17 protein-coding genes are annotated in these 24,726 nt (G+C 41.9%); 7 read left to right on the top strand and 10 right to left on the bottom strand.

All coding sequences use genetic code 11. The features are described 5' to 3' along the window. The first annotated feature begins 119 nt into the window (after window positions 1–119). From AC2SLO_RS11365 to AC2SLO_RS11380, 4 genes are all read left to right on the top strand, one after another. Window positions 120–1,673, top strand: coding sequence for an AAA family ATPase (locus AC2SLO_RS11365; protein ID WP_486541775.1), 1,554 nt, complete (start codon window positions 120–122; stop codon window positions 1,671–1,673). Beyond that, window positions 1,670–2,575: a hypothetical protein gene (locus AC2SLO_RS11370; RefSeq protein WP_486541773.1), complete on the top strand. Its 906-nt coding sequence runs from the start codon at window positions 1,670–1,672 to the stop codon at window positions 2,573–2,575. The genes AC2SLO_RS11365 and AC2SLO_RS11370 overlap by 4 nt, the downstream gene beginning before the upstream one ends. A 330-nt stretch (window positions 2,576–2,905) precedes the next feature. Further along, complete coding sequence (gene purU, locus AC2SLO_RS11375) at window positions 2,906–3,820, top strand: formyltetrahydrofolate deformylase (protein ID WP_486541771.1); 915 nt, start codon at window positions 2,906–2,908, stop codon at window positions 3,818–3,820. 297 nt (window positions 3,821–4,117) lie between these two features. Beyond that, window positions 4,118–5,449, top strand: a complete 1,332-nt coding sequence (locus AC2SLO_RS11380) for an APC family permease (protein ID WP_486541769.1) — start codon at window positions 4,118–4,120, stop codon at window positions 5,447–5,449. A gap of 70 nt (window positions 5,450–5,519) precedes the next feature. On the opposite strand, the gene AC2SLO_RS11385 is transcribed toward AC2SLO_RS11380, so the two are convergent. The 3 genes from AC2SLO_RS11385 to AC2SLO_RS11395 form a co-directional block, all read right to left on the bottom strand. Continuing rightward, window positions 5,520–6,170, bottom strand: coding sequence for a hypothetical protein (locus AC2SLO_RS11385; protein ID WP_486541767.1), 651 nt, complete (start codon window positions 6,168–6,170; stop codon window positions 5,520–5,522). 221 nt (window positions 6,171–6,391) lie between these two features. Then, a complete protein-coding gene (locus AC2SLO_RS11390; protein ID WP_486541765.1) occupies window positions 6,392–7,225 on the bottom strand; it encodes an inositol monophosphatase family protein in 834 nt (277 codons plus the stop codon). Window positions 7,226–7,450: 225 nt separating this feature from the next. Further along, the gene (locus tag AC2SLO_RS11395; RefSeq protein WP_486541763.1) at window positions 7,451–9,712 is read right to left on the bottom strand and encodes a 1-deoxy-D-xylulose-5-phosphate synthase; all 2,262 of its coding nucleotides are present in this window, start codon (window positions 9,710–9,712) and stop codon (window positions 7,451–7,453) included. A gap of 628 nt (window positions 9,713–10,340) precedes the next feature. Here AC2SLO_RS11395 and ribA point away from each other — a divergent pair. The 3 genes from ribA to AC2SLO_RS11410 all read left to right on the top strand — a co-directional run bounded on the left by ribA (window position 10,341) and on the right by AC2SLO_RS11410 (window position 13,120). Further along, entirely contained in the window at window positions 10,341–11,024 is a 684-nt protein-coding gene (gene ribA, locus AC2SLO_RS11400) for a GTP cyclohydrolase II (protein WP_486541761.1), read from the top strand. Window positions 11,025–11,269: 245 nt separating this feature from the next. Then, the gene (gene hemF, locus AC2SLO_RS11405; RefSeq protein ID WP_486541759.1) at window positions 11,270–12,289 is read left to right on the top strand and encodes an oxygen-dependent coproporphyrinogen oxidase; all 1,020 of its coding nucleotides are present in this window, start codon (window positions 11,270–11,272) and stop codon (window positions 12,287–12,289) included. A gap of 372 nt (window positions 12,290–12,661) precedes the next feature. Then, window positions 12,662–13,120: a c-type cytochrome gene (locus AC2SLO_RS11410; protein WP_486541757.1), complete on the top strand. Its 459-nt coding sequence runs from the start codon at window positions 12,662–12,664 to the stop codon at window positions 13,118–13,120. A 106-nt stretch (window positions 13,121–13,226) separates the two neighbouring features. Here AC2SLO_RS11410 and AC2SLO_RS11415 read toward each other — a convergent pair whose 3' ends face one another. The 7 genes from AC2SLO_RS11415 to AC2SLO_RS11445 all read right to left on the bottom strand — a co-directional run bounded on the left by AC2SLO_RS11415 (window position 13,227) and on the right by AC2SLO_RS11445 (window position 24,541). Further along, window positions 13,227–14,171 (bottom strand): mechanosensitive ion channel family protein, encoded by a 945-nt coding sequence (locus tag AC2SLO_RS11415; protein ID WP_486541755.1) that lies wholly within the window; start codon window positions 14,169–14,171, stop codon window positions 13,227–13,229. Between the two features lie 41 nt (window positions 14,172–14,212). Further along, entirely contained in the window at window positions 14,213–14,758 is a 546-nt protein-coding gene (gene gloA, locus AC2SLO_RS11420; RefSeq protein WP_486541753.1) for a lactoylglutathione lyase, read from the bottom strand. Between the two features lie 73 nt (window positions 14,759–14,831). After that, the gene (locus AC2SLO_RS11425) at window positions 14,832–15,479 is read right to left on the bottom strand and encodes a carbonic anhydrase (protein ID WP_486541751.1); all 648 of its coding nucleotides are present in this window, start codon (window positions 15,477–15,479) and stop codon (window positions 14,832–14,834) included. 165 nt (window positions 15,480–15,644) lie between these two features. Beyond that, complete coding sequence (locus AC2SLO_RS11430; RefSeq protein ID WP_486541749.1) at window positions 15,645–16,208, bottom strand: dual specificity protein phosphatase family protein; 564 nt, start codon at window positions 16,206–16,208, stop codon at window positions 15,645–15,647. Window positions 16,209–16,392: 184 nt separating this feature from the next. Further along, on the bottom strand, window positions 16,393–17,811 hold the full coding sequence (locus AC2SLO_RS11435) for a glutamate synthase subunit beta (RefSeq protein WP_486541747.1): 1,419 nt from the start codon (window positions 17,809–17,811) through the stop codon (window positions 16,393–16,395). Window positions 17,812–18,145: 334 nt separating this feature from the next. Continuing rightward, window positions 18,146–22,669: a glutamate synthase large subunit gene (gltB, locus tag AC2SLO_RS11440; protein ID WP_486541745.1), complete on the bottom strand. Its 4,524-nt coding sequence runs from the start codon at window positions 22,667–22,669 to the stop codon at window positions 18,146–18,148. A gap of 750 nt (window positions 22,670–23,419) precedes the next feature. Further along, window positions 23,420–24,541 carry a hypothetical protein gene (locus AC2SLO_RS11445; protein ID WP_486541743.1) on the bottom strand — a complete coding sequence of 374 codons (1,122 nt, stop codon included), beginning with the start codon at window positions 24,539–24,541 and terminating at the stop codon, window positions 23,420–23,422. Window positions 24,542–24,726: the final 185 nt, after the last annotated feature.

The following is a 24,726-nucleotide window of genomic DNA, read 5'->3' on the forward strand; positions in this document are numbered from 1 at the left end:
ATACACTTCCAATTTATAAGATGTCCATATTTATAAAAACATATGGTCTGCTTTACTTGATTAGCCTAATATTCAATAATACATTCTATAATGTAAAATATCTAAGGTTATAGATTACAATGCCAAAATTCTACGTGGTCAAATACAAAAGCCTAAACCAATACGATGATATTCCTGCTCACTCGTTTATACTATCCACCGATGAATGGGATGATTATGGTTACGTAACTATGTTTCACCTTAGATACTTAGATGAAAGTAGGGAATTTCATGAAATTGGGGAAATAAAGATAGGTTATAAAGGTCAGAGGTCAAATGATTATATTGAAGGTAAACTGACAAAAACCTATTTAAAGTTAGAGAAAAACTTTAAGGAACTAGATAAGAGTGTTTTTTTCTCTCTCGGTCAAAGCCCAGAGTTCTACGAGAACTTCTATAATTTATTCAAGAACAAATCTAGGCTCTACCTTGCTAAGTTGAATGATTTATCTGTCTCTCCTAAAAGTATTGATGAATTTAAGAGTGAAGCAGTTCTTGATGCATCTTTACTTCGGACTGTCGACATATGGCAAATAGAAAATCAGTTTCATCGGATACTTAAAGGTGGCTATAAACTTGATGATTACGATTTTACTTTTCAATACTCTGAACAAAAGCTGAGATTTAATGTAGTTGCCTCTTCTACTCCACCTACTAACATACATGGTCTAATCGGTAGAAATGGAGTAGGTAAAACCAGTATTTTAAATAGCATGTTTGAGAAGCTAGTTCAAACCAATCGTGAAACACCTTTTCAGCGTCTACTAGACCAATCTACTAACCAATTCATAGATAATAAGACACAAAGTCATATAGAAAAAGATTACTTTAGCAAAGTAATGTTTATATCCTACAGTATCTTCGGTAAAGGTTACCCTGAAGTAAAAAATGACCATAATTTTGATTATCTAGGACTTAAGAATCAAAAAGATAACGGAGAAGAGTACATTGTAGATATAGATGAAATCTCTAGGGACTTTTTCAAGAATCTATCTAAAATTAATTCATCAAATTCTATGAAAAGTTTATTTCATGAGATAATAACTCAATTTGCTAATAGTTATGATACCGATTTAATAATGTCTTTGAAACAAGAGAATGACGTAGTATTTGATGATAAAAGATTCAAATCCTTAAGTTCTGGTCATAGTATTGTTCTACTTATAATTGTTAATTTAATTGCAAATGTTGTAGAAAAGACCTTAGTACTATTCGATGAACCCGAAACTCATTTGCATCCACCTCTACTATCAGCACTTATTAGAGCTATCAATGATATTCTCATTTACAGGAATGGGGTGTGTATATTTGCAACTCATTCACCAGTTGTTCTTCAGGAAATACCCAAGAGTTGTGTATTTACTGTTTTTAGAGAAGGTGAGAGTTTAAGGATTGACCGTCCAAGAATAGAAACCTTTGGAGAGAATGTTAGTACATTGACTCATGAAGTGTTTTCGCTTGAGTTAAAGTCCACAGGCTTCTACAACCTTCTCACTGAAAAGTTTACTGAAACTACTACACTTGAAGCAATTAAAGATGAGTTCAATAATGAGCTAGGTACAGAAGCTCTTAGCCTTTTATACTTACTAGAATATAATAAGGAAGAGGATAACGGGGAAGACTTCACTATATGAAAAAAATGCCTAAACCTGCATTAGTTTATTCAGATGTATTTGATGCATGTATTAGTTCCATAAGAAACTCGAATTTAAAAATTGAATTTCAATCTAGTAAAGAATTATTTGTTAAATCAGATAGTACTTATAATTCATTAGCTAAAGCTAAGATTTTAGACTCATTTGTTAATACAGAAAGGTCAGTAACTAGTATATCTAATACAATCAACCATGATGAAATTATCAAACTTTATTCAAGATTGAGAGACAATAAAGCTCCTAAGAAATACTACGATATAATTAAGAATTCTTATGATAAATGTCTATACTGTAATATTGGACAAGTAGAACCTCTTGACCATTATTTACCAAAAGATGACTATCCTTTGCTCTCTATATCTCCTTCGAACCTTATTCCCTGTTGTAATGACTGCAACTTCAAATTAAACAATCTTTTTAAAAAATACAATAAAAATCCGCCTATGGTAATCCATCCTTATTTCGAACATCAGGATGAAATTTACAATAAGCAATGGATATACGCTAAAGTCCCTACTAATCAGGATTTTTTTACGAAGAAAAGTTTTACCTCTTTAGGAATAGAGTTTTATACGGATTTTAGAGGTTTTAGTCTGGATAAAGAGCTCATTGGTAGGCTACAGTTTCAATTTAACAACCTTTTAAAAAGAAGCTATGCACGTTGTTGTGCTCCAACAATATCTAAGGAATTAAATAGGTTAGGAAGAAATCGTGGTAAACCTAACTTAATAAAGAGAGTACATAAGGCCTATTTATTGGATATTTTGCAAGACTATAATGTTAATACATTTTATCATGCTACTTACTATGCTTTAGCAAACTCTGAAGACTACCTAGATACGGTGGAGAATGAATTATTCAGACCTACTAATTCATTATAGAGGAGTAATCACCCCTTTTCTGTATCTCAAACTAGCTATAACCGTCTGCATTTGTTGGTATTATTGTTGGTATTATTGTTCTCTTTAAACATTAAAATCCTTTAAAAATAACGCTTTGCATCCTATGTTTACTTCCTGCCGTTCCGACCAAATTTTTTAAGAAGTCAGTAATCCTGTTTGGGATTGCTGGCTTTTTTTATGTGTTGCAGATTTAGTTTTCATTCCCTTTACTAAGATGTTTTACTGTCTCTATCTCATTTTTAATATAAAATGAGTGACTATTGCTATAAAAACAACTTGTTATTAAGGTTATTAAAATCCAAGGTCATTATGTCAGAGAACCCACAATCAACCCAAAATTCGACAAATACACGAGTCAATTCTGCGAATGCTATCGACACTGCCACTCTATTAATTAAATGCCGAGATAAAGCAGGCATCGTGCAAGCTGTGTCGGAATTTATCCATCGCTATGGCGCCAATATTATTACCCTAGACCAATACTCAACCGCTTATGAAGGTGGCCAGTATTTTATGCGTCTAGAGTTTGCATTGGCCGGCTTGGCTAAGATTATTGATAACTTTGAAGCCAGCTTTGATCATACCGTAGCCAAACGCTATGACATGGATTGGCGCTTGCATAACAATGCGATTAAAACAAAAGTCGGTATCCTCGTTTCCAAATTCGACCATGCCTTACTCGACTTATTGTGGCGCCATCAGCGTGGTCTGCTAGATTGTGACATAACTTGTGTGGTCAGCAACCATGACGACTTGCGTCAAGCCGTCGAGAACTTTGACATTCCCTTCCATCATGTGCCCGTGACCAAAGAGACCAAAGTAGAAGCCGAAGAACAGATTCATCGAATTATGGCCGGCAATGATTTATTAGTATTGGCGCGTTATATGCAAATTCTGTCTGAGGATTTCGTCAATCGTTGGCCGATGCAGATTATCAATATCCACCATTCCTTCTTGCCTGCTTTCGTCGGTGCAGATCCTTACCGTCAAGCATTTGATAAAGGGGTGAAGCTGATTGGCGCAACTGCGCATTATGTCACTGCTGACTTGGACCAAGGCCCTATTATCGAGCAAGATGTACACCGTGTTACCCATCGCCAAGGCGTCACTGAACTACGTGCTATTGGCCGCGATGTTGAGCGTAATGTGTTAGCGCGTGCGGTGAATTGGCATGTACAAAACCGTGTGATTGTCTCAGGTAATAAGACGGTCGTTTTCAGCTAAAATGACCTGTACATAAATAGGCGGTTACAACATGACTAGTAATTAAAGCAGCAATACTTAACTTACTGAGTCTAAACCATCAACAAAGGCCAGTATGCGATATGCGTACTGGCCTTTGTTATTAGTAATCTTGCAAAACACTCTCAAACCGACAATATAAAACTAACCGCAAATATAGTAAGTTACTGTTTAGGTGTTATTTACTGATACCAAATCATACGTCATTTCTAATAGCTCCATCAGTGTATTTGCCGGTGGAATATGAAAAATAATTGAAGCAAGGATACTGATACCATTATGAGTTACATGGGTAAAAAAGAGATTTTCACCATTGCATTAGGCTCGGTGATTGGTTGGGGTGCATTTATTCTCCCAGGCAATGTGTTTTTGCCAAATTATGGCGTACTCAATACGATGATTGGTTTTATGATTGCTATTATCATGTTGGTATTTATTGAGAATAGCTACTCCAAAGTCATGACTAAAGTACCTGAGTCCGGAGGGGAATATAGTTTTGCGACCACGCTTTTGGGCAAAAAATCAGGTTTTATTACCGGTTGGGGGTTGCTCTTAGCCTATTTATCTATTATTCCACTTAATGCCACAGCAGTGCCTATGGTATTAGATGCGGTGTTCCCCTTTTACTCAAAAGGGCTCTACCTCTACTCGGTTTCAGGCTATCCGGTCTATTTAAACGATATCATTGTTTCTTTAAGCATCATCATTCTCTTTACCTTGATTAATATTAAAGGGATTAAGGGTGCTTTAAAGACACAAAACTTATTGGTATTTGCACTGATAGGCTCTTTATTTTTAATTGTTATCGTCTCCTTATTTAATATCGAGAGCACTCAAATCACTAATTTTGACTCCAACTGGGGCGAGCTAAACACCTCCTCTATCGTACGCATTATCGCTTTTGCCCCGTGGGCATTTATCGGATTCGATGCGGTAGCGCAGATGTCAGGAGATCACAATGTCTCTTCAAAGTCGGTCTCACGAATCACCATGTTAGCGATTGTCTTTGGTGCCATTATTTATAATGTGTTGAATATCGTTACTGCATTAGGCATACCCAATCAATCACTAGCGGATTCTGCTTGGGCAACTGGTCATGCGGTTCGCATCTTAGTCGGAGACGGTATCTTCTACTTCCTTGCGGTCGCCATGTTCGGTGCCGTGGTCTCTGGCTTAAACGGCTTTTTTATCAGCTCAAGCCGTTTGGTCGATACCATGAGTGAAGATTATGATGTGGGCAAACGAAAGGGGGCGAAGAAGACAGGTAACGGGACTATCCCTAGATGGGTTATCTATTTTATTGGTGCTTGTGCCATCATCGTACCTTTCTTTGGTCGCACTGCCCTGCTTTGGTTCGTTGACCTCTCCTCAATCGGTGCCTCTGTCGCTTATTTTATGACCTGTTTGTGTGCTTATAAAATCTCTGAGAATCGTAAAGATGTCATCTTTAGCGGATTGGGTATGTTTGTATCATTGGCCTTCTTAGTCTTCCTATTAACGCCTATTTTTGATTCTAATATCTCACTGCCGTCTTACTTTAGCCTGGTATTTTGGATTGCATTAGGTACAGCCATTTATTTCTATATTAGAAACCGCAAACAGCTAATTTGAACAAAACTCTCATCTTTCACACAATAAAAGGGCGCTATCTATTTGATAGCGCCCTTTTATTGACATAAAATTATTGAGCAAATCGGCTATCTTCAGCAGGCTCAATCAAAAACCTCAATCCTCTGTCTGATATCTGCGCGACATATACCTTGTCCTCCACTACGCTCACCGCTTGTTGCTGCTCACTCGTCTCTTCAAAATTAGCGATTACTTGATTAATGAGCTTTGAAACTGACTCTTTCGCCTGATTGGCATCGACGTTAGTATTCAATACCTGCATAGAAGCAGCAGTGAGTTCAATTAATGAGTTTGCTTCGGTCTTGATGCTGTCATTTACCGGCATGGTATAGGTTAAATCTTCTAATTTGTCGTCTTCACTTACCTCACCGACAACGCTGATCTGATGGGTATAGTCGGTAATAAATACCTTGTCGCTATCACCTTCTGACAAATCTGTGATAGTTTTGTCTGCAAACTCTGTCTCTTGCAGTAGCTTGTTAAGCGTCTCACCATAAGTCTGCACACTGATATCAAAGTTTGGCTTCTTGGTAAGTTCGGTATGAGAGCCTGACGAGGTTCGGGTCATTTTTTGATGTCCGGGTGGCGCGACTTCTTCGGTATTTGCCGACCCTGTTTCTTTAGACTCTGTTTCAGGCCCTAAACCACACCCTGTTAGTAATAAAGTCGTAGATATTAAGGCGGTTAATGCGCTATTTTTCATAAGAGTATCCTCGGTATCAGATGACAATCCACCCGTATAATTTATTCTATCAATGAGTTTACCATTTTAAAGATGACTACTAATAACTGCTGCTGTCAACGATAGCGCATTACCAATAATATCTATAAAAAACCCCACAGATTCAAATAGAATTCGCGGGGTTTCTTAATATTTATATACCGTTACTAATGACCCAGATGGGCATTAGTAACGCAGTGGTCTTAACCGCGAACGGCATTACCCCACGTTGGTACAACCATTTTCATCAATGGTTTTAATAGCTTCACGTTACAAGCAAAGATAGAGCCTGTTTCCATCGCATTGTGTGCGCCGTTGTGGTCAACCACCACACCGCGTGCCTCATTTACTAAAAGCTCGCCTGCTGCGATATCCCAAGGCTTTAACTTCATCTCGAAGTAACCGTCAAAACGACCGGCCGCAACATAAGATAAATCTAATGCAGCAGAGCCTAAACGACGTACTTGACCGCCTTCTTCAGCGATTTTTTGCAAGGTCGCAAAATGCTCTTTGGCATAAGACACCACTTTATCGCCTTCTTGACGCTCAAGTGGGTGACCGGTAGTAAATAAGCCGCCCTCGATAGTTTTGCGTTGACTAACTTGTAAACGGCGCTGATTTAAACGTGCGCCTTTACCACGGCTGGCTGAAAACATCTCATCACGGATAGGATCATAAACGACACCATGCTCAGTAACGCCATTGTGCTGTACAGCGATAGAGATACAGAAGTGAGGAACGCCGTGTACAAAGTTATGCGTACCATCAAGTGGATCAATAACCCAGCACCACTCAGCGTCGCTACCTTGACCTTCTTGCAAACCAAACTCTTCACCCAAGAATGAATGATTAGGATAGTTATACTTTAAGGTTTCAATCGTCAGCTCTTCACTGAATCGATCAATCTTAGTCACTAAACCCTCAAGACCTTTAGACTCAGTATCAAATTCAATTTTATGACGATTTTGATGCGCTTTAAGAAGTTCAGCACCTACTTTTTCAGCAGCACGGGCTGCAATGACGACCATTGGTTCCATAATTTTCCTATTTACTTTACGAGATGTATTGAAGTGTCAGTTGGATGTTTGATTAAATTTACGGCTAAGGATAGTTGATAATAAAAGTCAGCCACCTTGCCTGATGGGTATATGTAGTAGAATGCTCATCATAGATAACTGATGAGTGCTGCTCGTTTATTTAGCTAATGTCCATTCTAAAATAGAGAGGACATAAGGTGATAAAAAAGCAGCGGTTAATCTATTCTACTTAAGATGTAGCATCTGTTGTAGCTTATTTGTCACGCCAGCGACATCCAAACCACAGTCTGCTAATTGTTCATCATGACTGCCATGAGCAATAAATTCATTGGCAATACCGATATTTTTGATACGTAAATTAGCAGTAACATTTGATGCTTGATTCAGCAAATATTCATTGACTGCGCTGCCAGCACCGCCCATAACCACATGTTCTTCTAAGGTCACAATATAAGTATAACCTTGATCAATCAACTGATCTAACAACTCGCTATCGAGCGGCTTGACCCAGCGCATATTGACCACGCTAATCTCAAGGTTGCTATCGTTATTATCTGTTGAGACAAGATTCTGAGAGACTTGATGCGCTGTGGCGACCATAGAGCCGAAGCCTAATAAAGCAACTTTGGTTACCTCATCTGCATTGGATTGATCAGCTGTGTTATTAGAATGATAAACTGCATCTATCACAGCTTTACCCACCGTAAATTGTTGCGCAGGCTTATCTATAGCAACTCCAGGACCTGTGCCCCTTGGGTAGCGGACTGCGGTTACGCCTTTATATTCATAACAAGTATTTAATAACTGATAACATTCGTTTTCATCTTTGGGCGTAGCAATCACTAGGTTTGGCACGCAGCGCATATAGGCTATGTCAAATACGCCAGCATGGGTTGCGCCATCTTCACCGACCAATCCGGCACGGTCGATTGCAAACATCACATCAAGATTTTGTAGTGCTACATCATGAATAAGCTGATCATAACCGCGCTGCAAGAAGGTTGAATAGATAGCGACAATCGGCTTAACCCCTTGGGTTGCCATACCGCCTGCCACAGTCACTGCATGCTGCTCTGCAATCGCTACATCAAAAAAACGTTTCGGGAATTTTTGAGCAAATTCCGTCATACCAGAGCCTGATTCCATTGCAGGCGTGATTGCCATTAAGTTAGCGTCGGTAGCCGCTTTATCACAAATAAACTCACCAAATACTTGGGAATATTTCTTTTTGTGATTTGGCTCAGCAGATGCCTTATCGGCTTTGTCATATTCTACAGTTGCTTCTGACTGTTTGGGGGCTTTACTAATAGCATGGTAGCCAACAGGGTCAGCTTCTGCAGGTACAAAGCCTTTACCTTTAACGGTATGCACATGTACCAGTACCGCGCCTTTCAAGTTTTTAGCGCGCTCCAATACTTGTGTGAGCTTAACCACATCATGCCCATCAAAAGGGCCAAAATATTTGAAGCCAATTGCTTTGAATAAGTTGTCTGCAAATAAGTCATCTACGATTTTATTGGCAATTTTATCAGGCAGCCCTTCAAGATCGCTTGGGCGTGGTATGGTGCCCTCAGCAAACTGCTTGGCAATTTTCGTAATGATTTTGTTAGGAATGCGCGCTGACCAATCGTTAATAGCACCATTTGCCATATGCACATAATGACGGAAACGCTTGTCTGCACTGTCAATGGTACGCTTAGTTAAAACAGGATTACCTGACTTATCGATATCAATTGCCAGACCGCGCTGCCACAAGACAGCTAGATGCTTCGAGAACCCACCCGTGGCTTGAGAGATTGACATATCATTGTCGTTCAATACGACCATGATATCGGCATCTTGTTGCACCGCATCATTCATGGCTTCAAAGGCCATCCCGCCGGTCATCGCACCATCGCCGATCACACAGGCGACTTTTGCTTGCTTGCCTAAATGACGTAGGGCAAGACTCATGCCCAAGCCGGCTGAAATAGAAGTAGAAGAATGTCCAACACCAAAGGTATCGTATTCTGACTCTTGAAGTTCTGGAAAAGCAGTTAATCCATCTTTCGAGCGAATGGTCGATATACGATCACGGCGACCGGTTAGCACCTTATGTGCGTAGGCTTGATGCCCCACGTCCCAGACCAGCTTGTCATTGGGTGCATTTAATACATAATGCAGAGCAATGGTCAATTCAACCACGCCCAAATTTGCCCCAAAATGTCCACCGCTTTGACCGGCTGAATACAATAAGTATTCACGCAGCTCGTTGGCAAGAGTTAATAGTTGCTCTTGGTTTAATGGCTTTAAATCAGCAGGCGAGTCTATGTTATCTAATATAGGTGTGATTGGACGTACAGTAGGAATGTCGCTAAATAAGCGCATCCCTGCGGACACCTTTTTCGCAGCATCACTTAAGCCTTTATCTGTATCACCTTTTGGCGATGAATTAACTTTTTGCGAAGGCGCAGACACGGGCGTAGTGGGGTTAGATGATTGCTGCATAGACCTTACAAAACCTACTAATCTTATTGTAGCGACACTACTTCGGCAGTTGATATCACAGTGTCATATCAGGGCGGCCGACAGTCGAGATAGAAAACCTCTGCTTGACTGTTTGGTAGCATCAGCGTGAATGAATATGTGTAGAAATAATCTGCCTGATATCGCTAAGGCACCCTTATAAGATATCAGAGCTGTGCATCTTCTGCACCAGCATACAAGCTTACTATCGGCTCAACCATCTACCCTAGATAAGCTAAAAGCGTATCCAACCCTTATTACAGGTGTGATGAGTCTTAGCAACCAGTGATAACAACAGGGTACGATATACAGCCTTTACCAAAATAATAAATATATAGTAAGCACATAAGAACAAACCCTAGTAATATTACTGAGCCTGACTTAAGCAAATACTGTATCAGAATTAAGAGTATGGCATAATAGCATTTTTTTTCATTTAACGCTTTAGTCATCCTGTTTCATATGTGAATTTTCTATGTTTTTAATTTAATTCTCGCAGCAGTGCCCCTATATATATCTAAAAGAACCTTAGATAAGACAGCGTCACGCTTTTTAAAATTATCAACCTAACGCTCACTCTTATTCACGAATATGACTATTTAGGTCTGTAATGTCTCAAAAATCCTTGAAAAATACGATCCCTTCACCCTACCACTTTGTCAGCAAGGCCAAGTTGCCTACAGCGCATGGCGAATTTGATATTCATGTCTTTGAAAATGATGACGGCCAAGAGCACGTACTGCTAACCTGCGGTCTACCCTTGCCTGATGACAAAGAAACAGACTCTGCCGACCCAAAAGCGCCATTGGTGCGTATTCACTCTGAATGCTTAACCGGCGATGCGTTTTCTTCTTTAAAATGTGACTGTGGCCCACAGCTAAATGCGACTATGAAAGCAATTCAAGCCGAAGGCTGCGGCGCTATTTTGTATCTGCGTCAAGAAGGCCGCGGCATTGGTCTGACCAATAAAATACGTGCTTATGCTTTACAAGACCAAGGTCACGACACTTTAGATGCGAACTTAATGTTAGGGCTACCGGCTGATGCGCGTACTTATGAGATGTGTAAACCGATGCTTGACCATGTGGGTGTAAGCAAGCTGCGCCTAATGACCAATAATCCTGAAAAATTAAGCTATCTAGAAGATTTGGGCTTTGAAGTAGTCGAGCGTATTCCTCTAGTAGTGGGGCTAAACCCGTTTAATGTGGATTATTTGGCCACAAAACGTGAGCGTATGGGCCATTATCTTGCGAATGACATATCATCATTGGTGTTTAAGCCGACCTCTGATTAACAATCAGAGGTCGCGCTGAGCCATCACTTCTTATTAGAACCTGTATTCATAAGCTACAGTTATGGTATTTTTAGAATAAAATGAGACAATACGAGGCAAAATTGGGTTGAATAGTCATTCTATTCGAGCCGAATTTTAACAAAGTAGTGGCTTGTTTTAGGCAAAAAGAGCCAATTATAGCTTGTGAATACAGGTTCTTAGACCAGATACATCAAACGTCGCAAAACACGTAAACGGAGCCTAGTATGACCTCACAAAACGGTAATCAGAATCCAAATATTGCTAACCCGAATGCGAGCGATGGGAATAACCCAACGGCACAAGATATCGAAAGGGTTCGTCAGTTTTTAGTGACGCTACAAGCCGACATTTGCAAGGCGCTAGAACAACAAGAAGTAGATGGCGGCGGTACGGCAACCTTTATCGCTGATGATTGGAAGCGTCCTGAAGGCGGTGGTGGCCGTTCTTGCGTTATGGCCGACGGTAAAGTCATTGAAAAAGCAGGCGTGATGTTCAGTCATATCCAGATTAATAACCTGCCAGCATCTGCTACTGCTCGCCATCCTGATATTGCAGGCCGTACCGCTCAAGCTATGGGTGTGTCATTGGTTGTGCATCCGCGCAATCCACACGTACCCACAAGCCATGCTAACGTGCGTCTGTTTGTGGCAGAAAAAGAAGGCGAAGCGCCGATTTGGTGGTTTGGCGGCGGTTTTGATTTGACGCCATTTTATCCAGTATTAGAAGACTGCGTGCATTGGCATCAAGTGTGTCATGATTTATGCGCGCCTTTTGGTGATAGTGTCTACCCTGACTTCAAGAAATGGTGTGACGACTACTTCTATCTACGTCACCGTGATGAGCAGCGCGGAGTTGGCGGTCTATTCTATGATGATGTCAATACCGAAAGTCGTGGCTGGGATTTCGAGACTTGCTTTAAATTTATGCAGGCAGTTGGTCAAGGCTATCTAGACGGTATTCTGCCTATTTTTGAGAAGCGTAAGCAGCTACCGGTCACTGAAGAGCAGCGTAATTTTCAGCTTTATCGCCGTGGCCGTTATGTTGAATACAACCTCGTCTATGACCGTGGTACCTTATTTGGCTTACAAAGTAACGGGCGTATTGAGTCTATCTTAGTCAGCTTACCGCCATTAACCGGTTGGCAATATCGTTATGAGCCAGAGCCAGGCACACCAGAAGATAAGCTAACTGACTTCTATCTTAAACCTCAAGATTGGTTGAATTTAGAGTCAACTGCAAAATAGATTAGACTTAATTAGTTGTTATTATTAGTTGTTAATAGTCACTAGCCGTTTCTATATCAAAAATAGACAGACGTCATCGCATCTGTCTATTTTTTTGTCTAAGCATTTATTTTATATAGTCGTAGTCATATATTTGAGATACAAGGCAACCGAGCGCAAGTACTACAAATGTAGGCTTAGCGAGGTTAACACCGTACCTCATTTATATGACTATGACTATAGCTATCACTCATGATAAGGGGTGTAGTATTTGCAAAAACGCCTCAACTCTTTTGACCAGAATGAGCTTTTCAAGAAGTTATGCTAAATGCTAATATTGGTTTGTACCCTCTTGTCTATCGTATTTGAATAACACCTAAAAAGGATTTAGCCATGCAAATAAAGTCATTATTGCTAGCCACCCTACTTCCGTTAAGCTTAACTCTTGCTGCCTGTAATAGCAGCAATACCGCTTCTAGCGATGCGATTGAAGCGCGCGAAGATACTATGAAAAATTGGAAAGACGCCAAAGACTCTATGGAGAGTCTATTAGAAACGCCAGACGCTTTTGATGCTGAAAAGTTTAAATCAGAAGCGCAGTTTTTGGCAGATGATGCCAGTAAGCCTTGGCAGTATTTCGCTGATGAAAATGAGGTTGGCGGCGCTACCCCTGCGGTCTGGTCTGATACAGCAGGATTTCAAGCAGCAGCCACCCACTTTGAAGAAGCGACTGCTGAATTAAATAGCTTAGCGCAAAACAACGCTTCAGTTGATGAGTTGCAAGCTGCCTTCACTGAGGTTGGCCAAAGCTGTAAGTCATGCCACGAGACATTTAAAGCACCTAAGGATTAATCTAAACAGCTATTACAGCTAATTATTGTAAGACATAAAAAAGCGCCCTGATAAAATATCAGGGCGCTTTTTTATATAGGCATTAAACCTAGTTTTGAATAGTCGCTTACGTCTTACTCTTCCCAGTACCTTTTGCTTGGATATCAACCACCTGTTCTGCCAAAGCTTTGGCTGAACCATCACTGAAATCCAAGGTGCGAATAGGAAACGGAATATTCACATCTGCTTCATCTAAGTAATCTTTGACTTCGACAATGACTTCATGAATAGAGGCCACTTTGTTCGCCTGGGTGCCGTCATCGATATACCATCTGACTTTTAAGTTGATACTTGAATCACCAAACTCAGTAGCAATCACTGACGGCTCTGCTAATTTAGAAACCGTTTTAGCATTCTCTAACGCTGCTAATATCGCTTTTTTTGCACCGCGGATATCATCGTTATAGCCAATACCGACGGTCATCTCTAGGCGACGACGTTTATAAGCCGTATTGACTGTTAGTGCGCCAGTATATAGCTGCGAATTTGGAATAACCACCTGACGTCCATCATAGGTACGAATCGTAGTGGCGCGAACCTTGATGTCCTCTACCGTGCCCTCATAGTCACCTGAGATAATCTGATCGCCAATTTTGAAGGGTTCAGATAACAGCAGTAGAATACCGGATAATAGGTTTTGGAAAATATCTTTGAATGCAAAACCAATGGCCACTGACCCAATACCTAGCGCACCGACCAGCTTAGCCGGAGTGAACCCAGGAATGGCAATGACCATGGCAATCATAAAGCCAACAAACAAAATCAAGGCACCGCCAATACGCTGAAACACGCGCACCAAATTACGGTGGGTATGACTTTTACTTAATAGCTTAGTGACTAAACTTTTGAAGATACTGGATAATAGCCAGAACAACAACAGAACAATGATGGCCACAATAAAATAAGGCACCCGAGCCATAAAGTCATCAAACATGCCATTGGCTGCTGATGCAATGGTTTGATACTCGTCTATCTTATCGCTTACTTTATCCGTTACCTTTATATCTGGCATTCACTCACCCTTAGTTTATTTCCATTATTATCGACGTAGAATTAACCCATTAAGTCCGCTTGTACAATCTCAATCCAATAGCCATCTACATCTTTAATGAAGGCGATATTTTTCATCTTACCATCTTCAGGACGCTTTTTGAACTCAACGTTATTTTGATCAAACCAAGCGACGGCTTCTTTTAAATTCGGCACGCTAAAGCAAATATGACCAAAGCCTTGTGGCTCGCTATTACCATCATGATAGATAGTGCCTTCCTGTGTTTCAGTACCATAGTTGTGCGTCAGCTCCAAAATACCGCGCTGACGGAAGGTGTAAATGGCTAAATCTTCATTTTCAGGAAGGTTCGCACGCTCCTCCTCAGTTAATTTGGCTAAGAAGTACAAATCAAACTCCATTTCTGGAAACTTCTTAATGGTCAATAGCGTCATACCCAATACACCGGTATAAAATTCTAATGAGACTTTTGGGTCTTTAACGCGCAGCATGGTATGGTTAAACGTATAGCCAGTCGTTGCTAAAGGAATAGGCTGCACACCGTCTACGATGGTAGATGATTTTGGTTGGTCAACATGATTAACAGACATGGTTGCTCCTTTATTTAGTAAGTTATAAATACAGACTTCATTTAACTATTGATTATCGACTGATAGAGGGCACTTAATCTGCCAAGAATTCAACTTTACCTGTGGTCAAATCGTACTCGGCACCCACGATAAGTAGCTCACCGCTACGGTGCATATCCTCTAACAAACGCGAACCGTGCTTTAACTGGCTAACCGACATGCGCACGTTGGCACTAATTGAGCGGTCAATTAACTCTTGTGCATCAATATCTGCGCCTGTTGCTGTGGCAAGCTCGTGCAAGTTATAGACACTTGGGCGAATACGATCAACAATAGATTGCAGGTTTGGTGTGTAATTCTGCTCTGGGTTAATTAACGCCTCTACACAGGCCGTCACTGCGCCGCAATGAGAATGTCCCAATACCACTACCAGACGTGTGCCGAACTTTTCTGCCGCAAATTCGACAGAGCCAATCTGTGAGGGCGCGACCACATTACCGGCAACTCGAATAACAAATAAGTCACCTAAACCTTGGTCAAATACGATTTCTACCGGTACACGAGCATCAGAACATCCTAGAATAATCGCAAACGGATCCTGCTCTGAAACCAACTCTGGGCGTTTTTGCATTTTTTGTTCGGTATCTGTCAGGCTTTCAACATAACGGTGATTGCCTTTTTTTAGCCATTGCAGTGCCTCTTCAGCATTTTTCGGGCGACTTGATGCAGAGTTTGATGTCATAAATAAGATCTCTTGAGTCAGTATGATTTTGGATAAGTCTAGCGTGTATAAAAATAAGGTGTTCATTTTATCACAGGGTTTTAGATTCTCCGCAGTGCAATACAGTAACCTGAAAATCTACTACTAAAAACCTGCGAATAAATCATCTATCACCGAGTTGATAAACTAATATGACTGTTCTTGACTCAGCTCAAGATACGCCGCTCGAACTTCTTCAACCTCTTCTGCATTAAGCATATTCTCAAGATTGCGCCAAATTGCGTGATAGCCAAAATTACCCTGCGTCATCTCTTCTTTGGCATAAGCTATCGACCAGCCCTGTATCACAACACGGTACATGGCGATAATAATACCGGTTCTATCAGCGCCATGATAGCAATGTACCAGCACTGACTTACCTTGGCTTTGCAGACTCCTAATCCGCCATAGGATATTAGCGATACGCTCTGGCGTCACATACCAAGTCATCAGCGGACAATTATAAAAGTCGACCTGCTTGAGCTCAGGTAAATCAGAAAAGCGCTGCTCATTATCATTACGATCAAAGAATCGCAGATTAATCACCGCATCAATTTTGTGCTTGGTAAGTAGCACTGCTTCATCTGCCTCTAACTGCTCACTGCGATATAATCTATCATCTACCTTAAACAGGTTGGCCAAATCATGTAGAGATTTTGCCCACCTTGGTAGCCGCTTTTCGTCATTTGAACGGTTCTGTATTTGAGTCATTTTTACCTTAAATATATGGATTAAAACATGCAATAATTTTAGGTTAACCTGACTATAGCATTATTGAGTTAACCAATAAAATTGACGCAATAAAAAACCCTCACAATGGAGGGTTTAGTAGCAAAAATTCACAAAACATAAAAGCAAGTAGGATAATCAATATCTCTGCTCGATTCTCTTAATACTACACTTCTAAGTAATCTAAAATACCTTTTGCCGCTTCACGACCTTCCCAGATGGCAGTTACCACTAGGTCAGAGCCACGTACCATATCACCGCCTGCAAATACTTTTGGATTCTTGGTCTGGAATTTAAAGGTTTGCTCTTCTGGGGCAACTACTCGGCCTGAATCATCGGTCGCAATCTCATTGCTGTCAAACCAATCAGAAGGGCTTGGACGGAAACCAAAGGCCATAATCACCGCATCACATTCGATAATCTCTTCTGAATTTGGAATCGGCTCTGGACGCTGACGACCACGGTTGTCTGGTTTACCTAATTGTGTGGTCACTACTTTTACGCCAGTTACTTTACCATTTAGACCAACGATTTGTGTCGGCTGACGGTTAAATAGGAACTCAACGCCTTCTTCTTTGGCATTTTTTACTTCACGCAACGAGCCAGGCATGTTGGCTTCGTCACGGCGATAAGCACAAACCACACGCTCAGCACCTTGACGAATCGCTGTACGGTTACAGTCCATCGCGGTATCACCGCCGCCTAATACCACCACACGCTTGTCTTTTAGGTCAATATATTCTTCTGGGTTTACTTCCCAATCGTTGCAGCGATTAACGTTAGCAATCAGATAGTCTAATGCATCATAGACACCTTCTAGCTCTTCTCCAGGGTAACCGCCGCGCATATAGGTGTAAGTACCCATGCCCATAAAGATGGCATCGTACTCCTCCATAAGTTCATCAATGGTCACATCTGTGCCCACTTCCGTGTTTAAACGGAACTCAATACCCATGCCCTCGAAGATGGTGCGGCGATTGCGCATCACTTGTTTTTCCATCTTAAACTCTGGAATACCAAAGGTTAATAGACCGCCAATCTCAGGACGCTTATCAAACACTACCGGCTTCACGCCAGCACGGATTAAGATATCCGCACAGCCAAGGCCAGCAGGGCCAGCGCCAATAATAGCGACTTTTTTATCGGTCCACTGCACGTCACTCATATCCGGACGCCAGCCTAAGGCAAACGCAGTGTCATTGATGTATTTTTCAACATTACCAATAGTCACGGCACCAAAGCCATCATTTAGAGTACACGCGCCTTCACACAATCTGTCTTGTGGACAAACGCGCCCACAAACTTCAGGTAAAGTGTTGGTACGATGACACAATTCGGCCGCTTGGAAGATTTGACCTTCGGTAGCCAATTTCAACCAGTTTGGAATGTAGTTATGTACTGGGCATTTCCATTCACAGTACGGGTTACCACATTCTAAGCAGCGATGTGCTTGTTGTGCAGCATCTTGCGATTCAAATGGCGTATAGATTTCTACAAACTCGGTAGAGCGCGTGACGATGTCTTTTTTCTCAGGCTCACTACGCGGCACATCTAGAAATTGAAAGTTGTTATTAATACGCTTCATTAGGGTTTTGTCTCCTTAAGTTGGTATTACAGGTGGCGTCAGTGTGGCAAAAGATAACTGTTTGCTGCCTGTAAAACCTGCCACAAGAGGGATTGCTTCCTTACTTGGACAAAATATATGGGGGATAGTTATAAAGTGATGACACAGTTCATTATTTACTTGCTAACCAATCAAGCTTTTGCATTCACTTTACATCTATCCGGTCGCTATCGGGTTCACGTATCGGTACGTCTTTACTACTTCGTGTTCAAGCCAAACTTATTTTGACTAACGGCACACCTCATGACTCATATAATCAGTTGGTATGCCACTTATGCCAAGTTAAAACAGCTGCTTACTGTGGGTCAGCCGTTGTACTATTCAGTAGCGACGCAATATTGGCCGCTTTTGGCTTCACTAGGAACACTTTACGCACATAATGCTCAAAGTCCGCTAGGATTTGACGTGCCCAAGCGCTGCCTGTTTTCTCAATATGCGTCTCGATAATTTGCTTCAAGTAGATACGGTGCTCTTCTGTTTGTTCACTTGAGATACGATGTAAATCGATTAACTCATGGTTACAGCGATCAAAGAAGGTATTATCTAAATCAAGCACAAACGCAAAGCCGCCTGTCATACCGGCACCGAAGTTCAGACCAGTTTTACCCAGTACAGTGACCACACCGCCTGTCATATATTCGCAGCAGTGATCGCCCACGCCTTCAACAACCACATGCGCGCCTGAGTTACGTACCGCAAAACGCTCACCTGCCGTACCCGCAGCATATAACTTACCGCCAGTGGCACCGTACAAACAGGTGTTACCGATAATCGCTGTCTCTTGTGAAGCAAAGGTTGAGCCTTTGGGTGGATAGATAACGATTTCACCACCGGCCATGCCTTTACCCACATAGTCATTAGCATCGCCTTCAAGCTCAATATTTAAGCCGCCCGCGTTCCAAACACCCAAACTCTGACCGGCAGTACCTGTAAGATGTAGAGTAATTGGCTTATCAGACATACCAAGGTTACCCCAAACTTGAGCAATCTCACCAGATAATCTGCCACCAATTGAGCGGTCACAGTTACCGACTTGATAGCTAAAGCTGCCGCCTTTACCTTGGCGAATTGCAACAATAGTATCTTCTACTATTTTCTCAGCCAGTAGACCTTTATCAAATGGCTCGTTACGTTCAACTTGGCAAGTCTGCGGTTTGCCTTGTGCAGCTGGATGGCTACGTAATAGTGGCGATAAGTCTAAATTACGCTGCTTATCTGTCGTACCTTCTAACAGCTCTAGTAAATCTGTACGACCAACCAACTCTTCCATACTGCGTACACCTAAGAAGGCCAACCATTCACGGGTTTCTGTCGCAATAAATTTGAAGAAGTTAATCAGCATTTCTGCTTCACCGATGAAATGCTCGTCACGTAAACGCGCTTGTTGAGTTGCCACACCGGTTGGACAGTTGTTTAAGTGGCAAATGCGTAGGTATTTACAGCCCACTGCAATCATTGGCGTGGTACCAAAACCAAAGCTTTCAGCGCCTAAGATAGCGGCTTTCACCACATCAAGACCGGTTTTTAGACCGCCGTCAGTTTGCATACGTACTTTATCACGCAGGCCATTCACACGTAGCGATTGATGCGCTTCGGCTAGACCAAGCTCCCAAGGCGAGCCGGCATGGTGAATGGAGGATAATGGTGAGGCTGCTGTACCGCCGTCATAACCTGAAATAGTAATTAAATCAGCATAAGCTTTAGCAACACCGGTCGCAATGGTGCCCACGCCTGGACGTGATACCAATTTAACCGATACCAGCGCATCTGGGTTGACTTGTTTTAAATCAAAAATCAGCTGTGCCAAATCTTCAATTGAATAAATATCGTGATGCGGTGGTGGAGAGATCAGCGTCACACCAGGTACTGAATAACGTAGACGTGCAATTAATGAGTTTACTTTACCACCTGGTAGCTGACCACCCTCGCCTGGTTTTGCACCCTGAGCAACTTTAATCTGCATCACTTGTGCCGAACGCAGATAAGCAGGCGTTACACCAAAGCGACCTGAGGCCACCTGTTTGATTTTTGAGTTACGTATCGTGCCGTAACGGGTTGGGTCTTCACCGCCCTCACCAGAGTTTGAACGACCACCAATGGTGTTCATCGCCATAGCAATGGCTTCGTGCGCTTCTGGCGATAATGCGCCAAGTGACATACCGGCTGAATCAAAGCGTGGCAGGATGCTCTCGATATCTTCAACCTCATCAATATCAATACCATTTTCTGATTTTAACTGTAGCAAGTCACGTAAAGTGGCTACAGGACGTGTATTAACCAAGTTGGCATATTCACGATAATTTTCGTAATCACCAGTACGCACTGCTTTATGCAGGGTGTTAATCACGTCTGGATTAAACGCATGGTATTCTTTGTTGAATACGAACTTCAGCATACCACCTTGATCTAAAGGCGTACGGCGGCTGAATGCATTTTTTGCAAGTATCGCTTGGTCATGTGCTAAATCAGCAAAGGTTGCGCCTTTAATACGGCTTTGAACGCCTTTAAAGCACAGCTCAACGATTTCCTCAGATAGGCCCACAGCTTCAAATAACTGAGCGCCCCGGTAAGACACAATCGTTGAGATACCCATTTTTGATAGAATTTTTAATAGGCCTTTATCCAAGCCTTTACGGAAGTTCGCACGTGCTTGTAATGGGTCGCCTAATAGCTCGCCAGAGGCGACTAAATCAGAAATCACATCATACGCAAGGTATGGATACACACAGGTTGCACCAAAGCCGATTAAGACCGCTACTTGATGCGAGTCACGCGCCACACCAGTTTCAATAATTAAGTTGGCATCGGTACGCAGACCTTTTTCAATCAAATAATGATGCACAGCACCAGTTACCATAATCGCATTAGCAGGTACTTTACCTTTCTCAATCGCTTTATCTGACAGGATGATAATCGTATTACCATCTTTAACAGCGCTTTCAACTTGCTCGCAAATCTGTTTGATTGCGGTATCTAGTGTCAGTGATTGGTCATAGTTGATATCAATACGCTGACTTATAAAAGCAGGGTCATCCAGCGCTTCAATCTGCTGCATTTTGCTTGGTGACAATACAGGCGACGATAGGATAATACGGTGCGCATCACGCGGCGTTGGGTTAAAGATGTTGGTCTCAGCACCCAAACAAGTTTGCAATGACATCACAATCGATTCACGTAAGGGATCGATTGGTGGGTTAGTCACCTGAGCGAACTGCTGACGGAAAAAGTCTGCCACGTTACGCACTTGCTTAGACAACACAGCGACTGGCGTATCATCACCCATAGAACCGACAGGCTCTTGACCATTTTCGGCATTCGGGCGAATAATTTCGGTACGCTCTTCATTGGTAATGTTAAACATTTTTTGTAAGGCTTTAAGCGGCTCACCGCGCACGCCTTTTTCTAACAACTTCTCTTCAGCTTGTTCAACATCACGAATACGCGTTGCTTCTTCGCGTAACCATTTGCGATATGGATGCGCCTTTTTCAGACGGTTACTAATAACCTGGTCATCAAGTACTTCGCCATTTAAGGTATCGATAACCAACATTTGACCTGGTCCGACGCGGCCTTTAGAAATTACGTCATCTGGCTCATAATCCCAAACGCCAATCTCTGAGGCAACGGTGATATATCCATTTTTGGTAGTGACCCAGCGTGAGGGACGCAGACCATTACGGTCAAGCATACAGACCGCATAGCGGCCGTCTTGAATAACGAGACCGGCAGGACCGTCCCATGGCTCCATGTGCTGTGAGTAAAACTCATAAAACGCACGTAAATCCATATCCATGCTATCAACATTCTGCCATGCAGGCGGTACTAAAATCGACATCGCATGAAACAGACTCATACCACCTGAGATTAACACTTCAAGCATGTTATCAAGGCTTGATGAGTCAGAACCGGTACGGTTAACCAGCGGATGCAGCTGTGTAATCTCTGGAAGCTTCTCTGTTTCAAGTTTAGGTGTACGTGCCACAGACCAGTTACGGTTGGCAGTAATGGTATTTAACTCACCGTTGTGCGCAAGATAGCGGAACGGCTGAGCCAATGGCCAACGCGGCAAGGTATTGGTGGAGAAGCGTTGGTGGAATACCACGATATGAGAATGTAGACGGCTGTCTTGCAAATCGCTATAGAAGGCTGGCAAATCTGATGGCATCACCAGACCTTTATAAATGACCGTTTGGCAATTCAGTGAGGTCACATAAAATAGCTCATCGTCAGTTAGTGCAAGCTCTGCTTTTTTGCGAGCAACATATAACTTACGGTTGAAGTCTTCAACCGACAAATCATCTTCTGCGTTCACAAAGATTTGTTTGAATTGTGGCAATGTCTCACGGCCGATTTCACCAACAATTGATAAATCTACCGGCACATCACGCCATCCGGCAACACTGAGGCCTTGAGCTTCTACTTCTTTATTCAATACGTCTTGGCTGTGCTTGGCAAGCGTCTCATCTAGGTTTAAAAACACCATGCCCACTGCAAAGTTTTCACTCAGCTCAATGTTTAATTCACTAGCAACGGTATTAAAGAAATCAACTGGCTTGGCCAATAATAGACCACAGCCGTCTCCTGTTTTACCATCAGCCGCCACACCTCCACGGTGAGTCATGCAGCTTAAGCTGTGAATGGCTGTTTTAACAAGATGATGGCTTGGTTTGCCCTCAATGTGAGCAATGAGGCCAAAACCACAGTTGTCTTTAAAATCGTCTGGTGAAGCAAGGTAGGATTGAGTGTCGTCAATAGGATGAGGAGGCTGGCTATATTGATAGTTTGCGGCGGTAGGATTGGCTGTAAAATTCTGGGTCATGGCGTGTCCTTTATTTATATAGCGGTATAAAAAAGCCACTACTAAATGAATGTTCTAAATAAGCGCAGTTGCAACATTCATATGACAACTGCGGTATGGAGTGAGCCAAAAAAGAAAGATCGAATTCCGAATGCTTTCTTTATAGTCGCTATAGGGAGTCGGTAAACCAACCTCAATGAGTCGATAAACGCTCAGAGAGAAATCGGGTTATGACTATTTATCATATTATCATAGCGAACTAAATCAAATGACTATAACGCTTTAATGGGCAGACTGTTTAAAAATAATATCGTATAAACAGCAATACCGATCTTAAGCAAGCAAAATAAAGCTAGGATAATCGTCGTGCTTTATCAAGCCTACTTAGTCACTACTTCTTAATCTGTATCAGCCATCTCAAAAAGCGTCTTAAATAATGACTGACAATGACACTATATTAGGAAAATGTGAGTCAATAGTGATATTCACTATCAAGATAATAAATACCTGCGATAACATTCCTAAACGTCAATATAAACCATATTAGAGAAACATGGGTATAAAATCCAGTGAAATTTAATGACCGGCTTGAACTTTTAGTCATAACTTTTTTAATGTAAATCATTCTTTACTGATTGCTTTTTATGACTTCCAGTTATAAGACCGCTTGATTTGTCTTATCATTTGGCTAAAACTAGCGCACAAAAAAGCGCTATCTTTCAAGGATAACGCTTTTATATAACAGCAGTATGTAAAAGGATACTTAATAAGCTATTGGGTTTTCTCTTCAATAAGCTGACCAATACTATCAGTACTTGCATTACCGCCACTGTTTGAATTATTGGCAGGACGGTTATTGCTTGGTGCCGGCTTGGTTGGCGGCACTGGCGTTGCTGGTGCGCTCTGAGGTTTCGGGCTGCTATCAGACTTGGGCCGCGATGGCGTTTGAGGCGCGCTACCTTGAGCATTAGACTGATTGGCAACACCCGTATTACTTGATGGTGCTTCCTCCCCATCCACAATCACTTTACGCTCTTCTTGCACTGACAAGGTATCATTGGTGTCATTAGAGTTTCTAATTGGTGATGAACTGGCTGCTGGGCTGTTTGAGCGTTGGCTATTATTACTACTATTATCGTTAACCTCACTGCTACTGCTTGATTGTGACGACTGCGAAGCAGCTTCATTGCGGCGACGTACCGCTAATTCACGCTTAGTCGGCTGCAATCTTACTTGACGCGTACGATTCGATGATAAGTCCTTAATCGGCGCAGATAACTCATAGTTTTCAATCACATCGATATAGGTACTGAGCTGCTCTGGTATTAAACGCACATTTGATGGTAAATCAAAATCTACTGCATCAGCAGTACCTTCAGCGAGCTTTTTGCTACCCACAACGTCATAGGTCAAGATATAACGCGGCTGATCGCTGTCATCACGATAACGGAAATAAGCAAACTTCTCACGGTCATCGCGCGAGTTTAAATAATCAGTGATAATATCATGCTCAGATACATCCATCACTTGAACGGTCCATTTGCCTTTGTTTTTCTTCAGATACCTGGCATCTTTAAACTCAGGCGGATAATCACGCAAATCACGTACCAAAGCATCAAAAGAGATAGGCTGAACTTCATTATCTAGCTCATTTAACTGCTCAATTTTGGTTACTTGACCTAAGGTATTAGCCACTGTCTCTTCTGTTTTCTGTCCTGTCTCTTCTGTCTTTTCATCAAACCCAGGGGCAGAACTAAACATCCATAAGGCCAACGCCGCTGCTCCGGATAGCAACGCCATAATCAACCAGACACTGGCAACAACGCGCTTTTTGTTCTTCTGTAATTTATTATTAGGCGTCTTTTTAGGCGTGGGGCTTTGTGTGATTGCCATAGAGCAAATCCAGTCAATAGATAGTATAGTAGAATATTTAATAATAAAGAGCATCGTTAACGGTGAAATAGATCCTTAACTCATGTCTCTTTGTTAATTGCCAATAAGCCATTATAACAATTGATATAACGCTTATTAACCAAGTTGAGCCTAAAGAGCGACTCTTATGAGAGTGAAGCTTATGA

The organism is Psychrobacter sp. CX14 (assembly GCF_057396205.2).

What these genes read in the sequence shown, in the direction of transcription:
- AC2SLO_RS11365 (WP_486541775.1), top strand. Translation starts at nt 120, where the DNA reads ATGCCAAAATTCTACGTGGTCAAATACAAAAGCCTAAACCAATACGAT.
- AC2SLO_RS11370 (WP_486541773.1), top strand. Translation starts at nt 1,670, where the DNA reads ATGAAAAAAATGCCTAAACCTGCATTAGTTTATTCAGATGTATTTGAT.
- purU (WP_486541771.1), top strand. Translation starts at nt 2,906, where the DNA reads ATGTCAGAGAACCCACAATCAACCCAAAATTCGACAAATACACGAGTC.
- AC2SLO_RS11380 (WP_486541769.1), top strand. Translation starts at nt 4,118, where the DNA reads ATGAGTTACATGGGTAAAAAAGAGATTTTCACCATTGCATTAGGCTCG.
- AC2SLO_RS11385 (WP_486541767.1), bottom strand. Translation starts at nt 6,170, where the DNA reads ATGAAAAATAGCGCATTAACCGCCTTAATATCTACGACTTTATTACTA.
- AC2SLO_RS11390 (WP_486541765.1), bottom strand. Translation starts at nt 7,225, where the DNA reads ATGGAACCAATGGTCGTCATTGCAGCCCGTGCTGCTGAAAAAGTAGGT.
- AC2SLO_RS11395 (WP_486541763.1), bottom strand. Translation starts at nt 9,712, where the DNA reads ATGCAGCAATCATCTAACCCCACTACGCCCGTGTCTGCGCCTTCGCAA.
- ribA (WP_486541761.1), top strand. Translation starts at nt 10,341, where the DNA reads ATGTCTCAAAAATCCTTGAAAAATACGATCCCTTCACCCTACCACTTT.
- hemF (WP_486541759.1), top strand. Translation starts at nt 11,270, where the DNA reads ATGACCTCACAAAACGGTAATCAGAATCCAAATATTGCTAACCCGAAT.
- AC2SLO_RS11410 (WP_486541757.1), top strand. Translation starts at nt 12,662, where the DNA reads ATGCAAATAAAGTCATTATTGCTAGCCACCCTACTTCCGTTAAGCTTA.
- AC2SLO_RS11415 (WP_486541755.1), bottom strand. Translation starts at nt 14,171, where the DNA reads ATGCCAGATATAAAGGTAACGGATAAAGTAAGCGATAAGATAGACGAG.
- gloA (WP_486541753.1), bottom strand. Translation starts at nt 14,758, where the DNA reads ATGTCTGTTAATCATGTTGACCAACCAAAATCATCTACCATCGTAGAC.
- AC2SLO_RS11425 (WP_486541751.1), bottom strand. Translation starts at nt 15,479, where the DNA reads ATGACATCAAACTCTGCATCAAGTCGCCCGAAAAATGCTGAAGAGGCA.
- AC2SLO_RS11430 (WP_486541749.1), bottom strand. Translation starts at nt 16,208, where the DNA reads ATGACTCAAATACAGAACCGTTCAAATGACGAAAAGCGGCTACCAAGG.
- AC2SLO_RS11435 (WP_486541747.1), bottom strand. Translation starts at nt 17,811, where the DNA reads ATGAAGCGTATTAATAACAACTTTCAATTTCTAGATGTGCCGCGTAGT.
- gltB (WP_486541745.1), bottom strand. Translation starts at nt 22,669, where the DNA reads ATGACCCAGAATTTTACAGCCAATCCTACCGCCGCAAACTATCAATAT.
- AC2SLO_RS11445 (WP_486541743.1), bottom strand. Translation starts at nt 24,541, where the DNA reads ATGGCAATCACACAAAGCCCCACGCCTAAAAAGACGCCTAATAATAAA.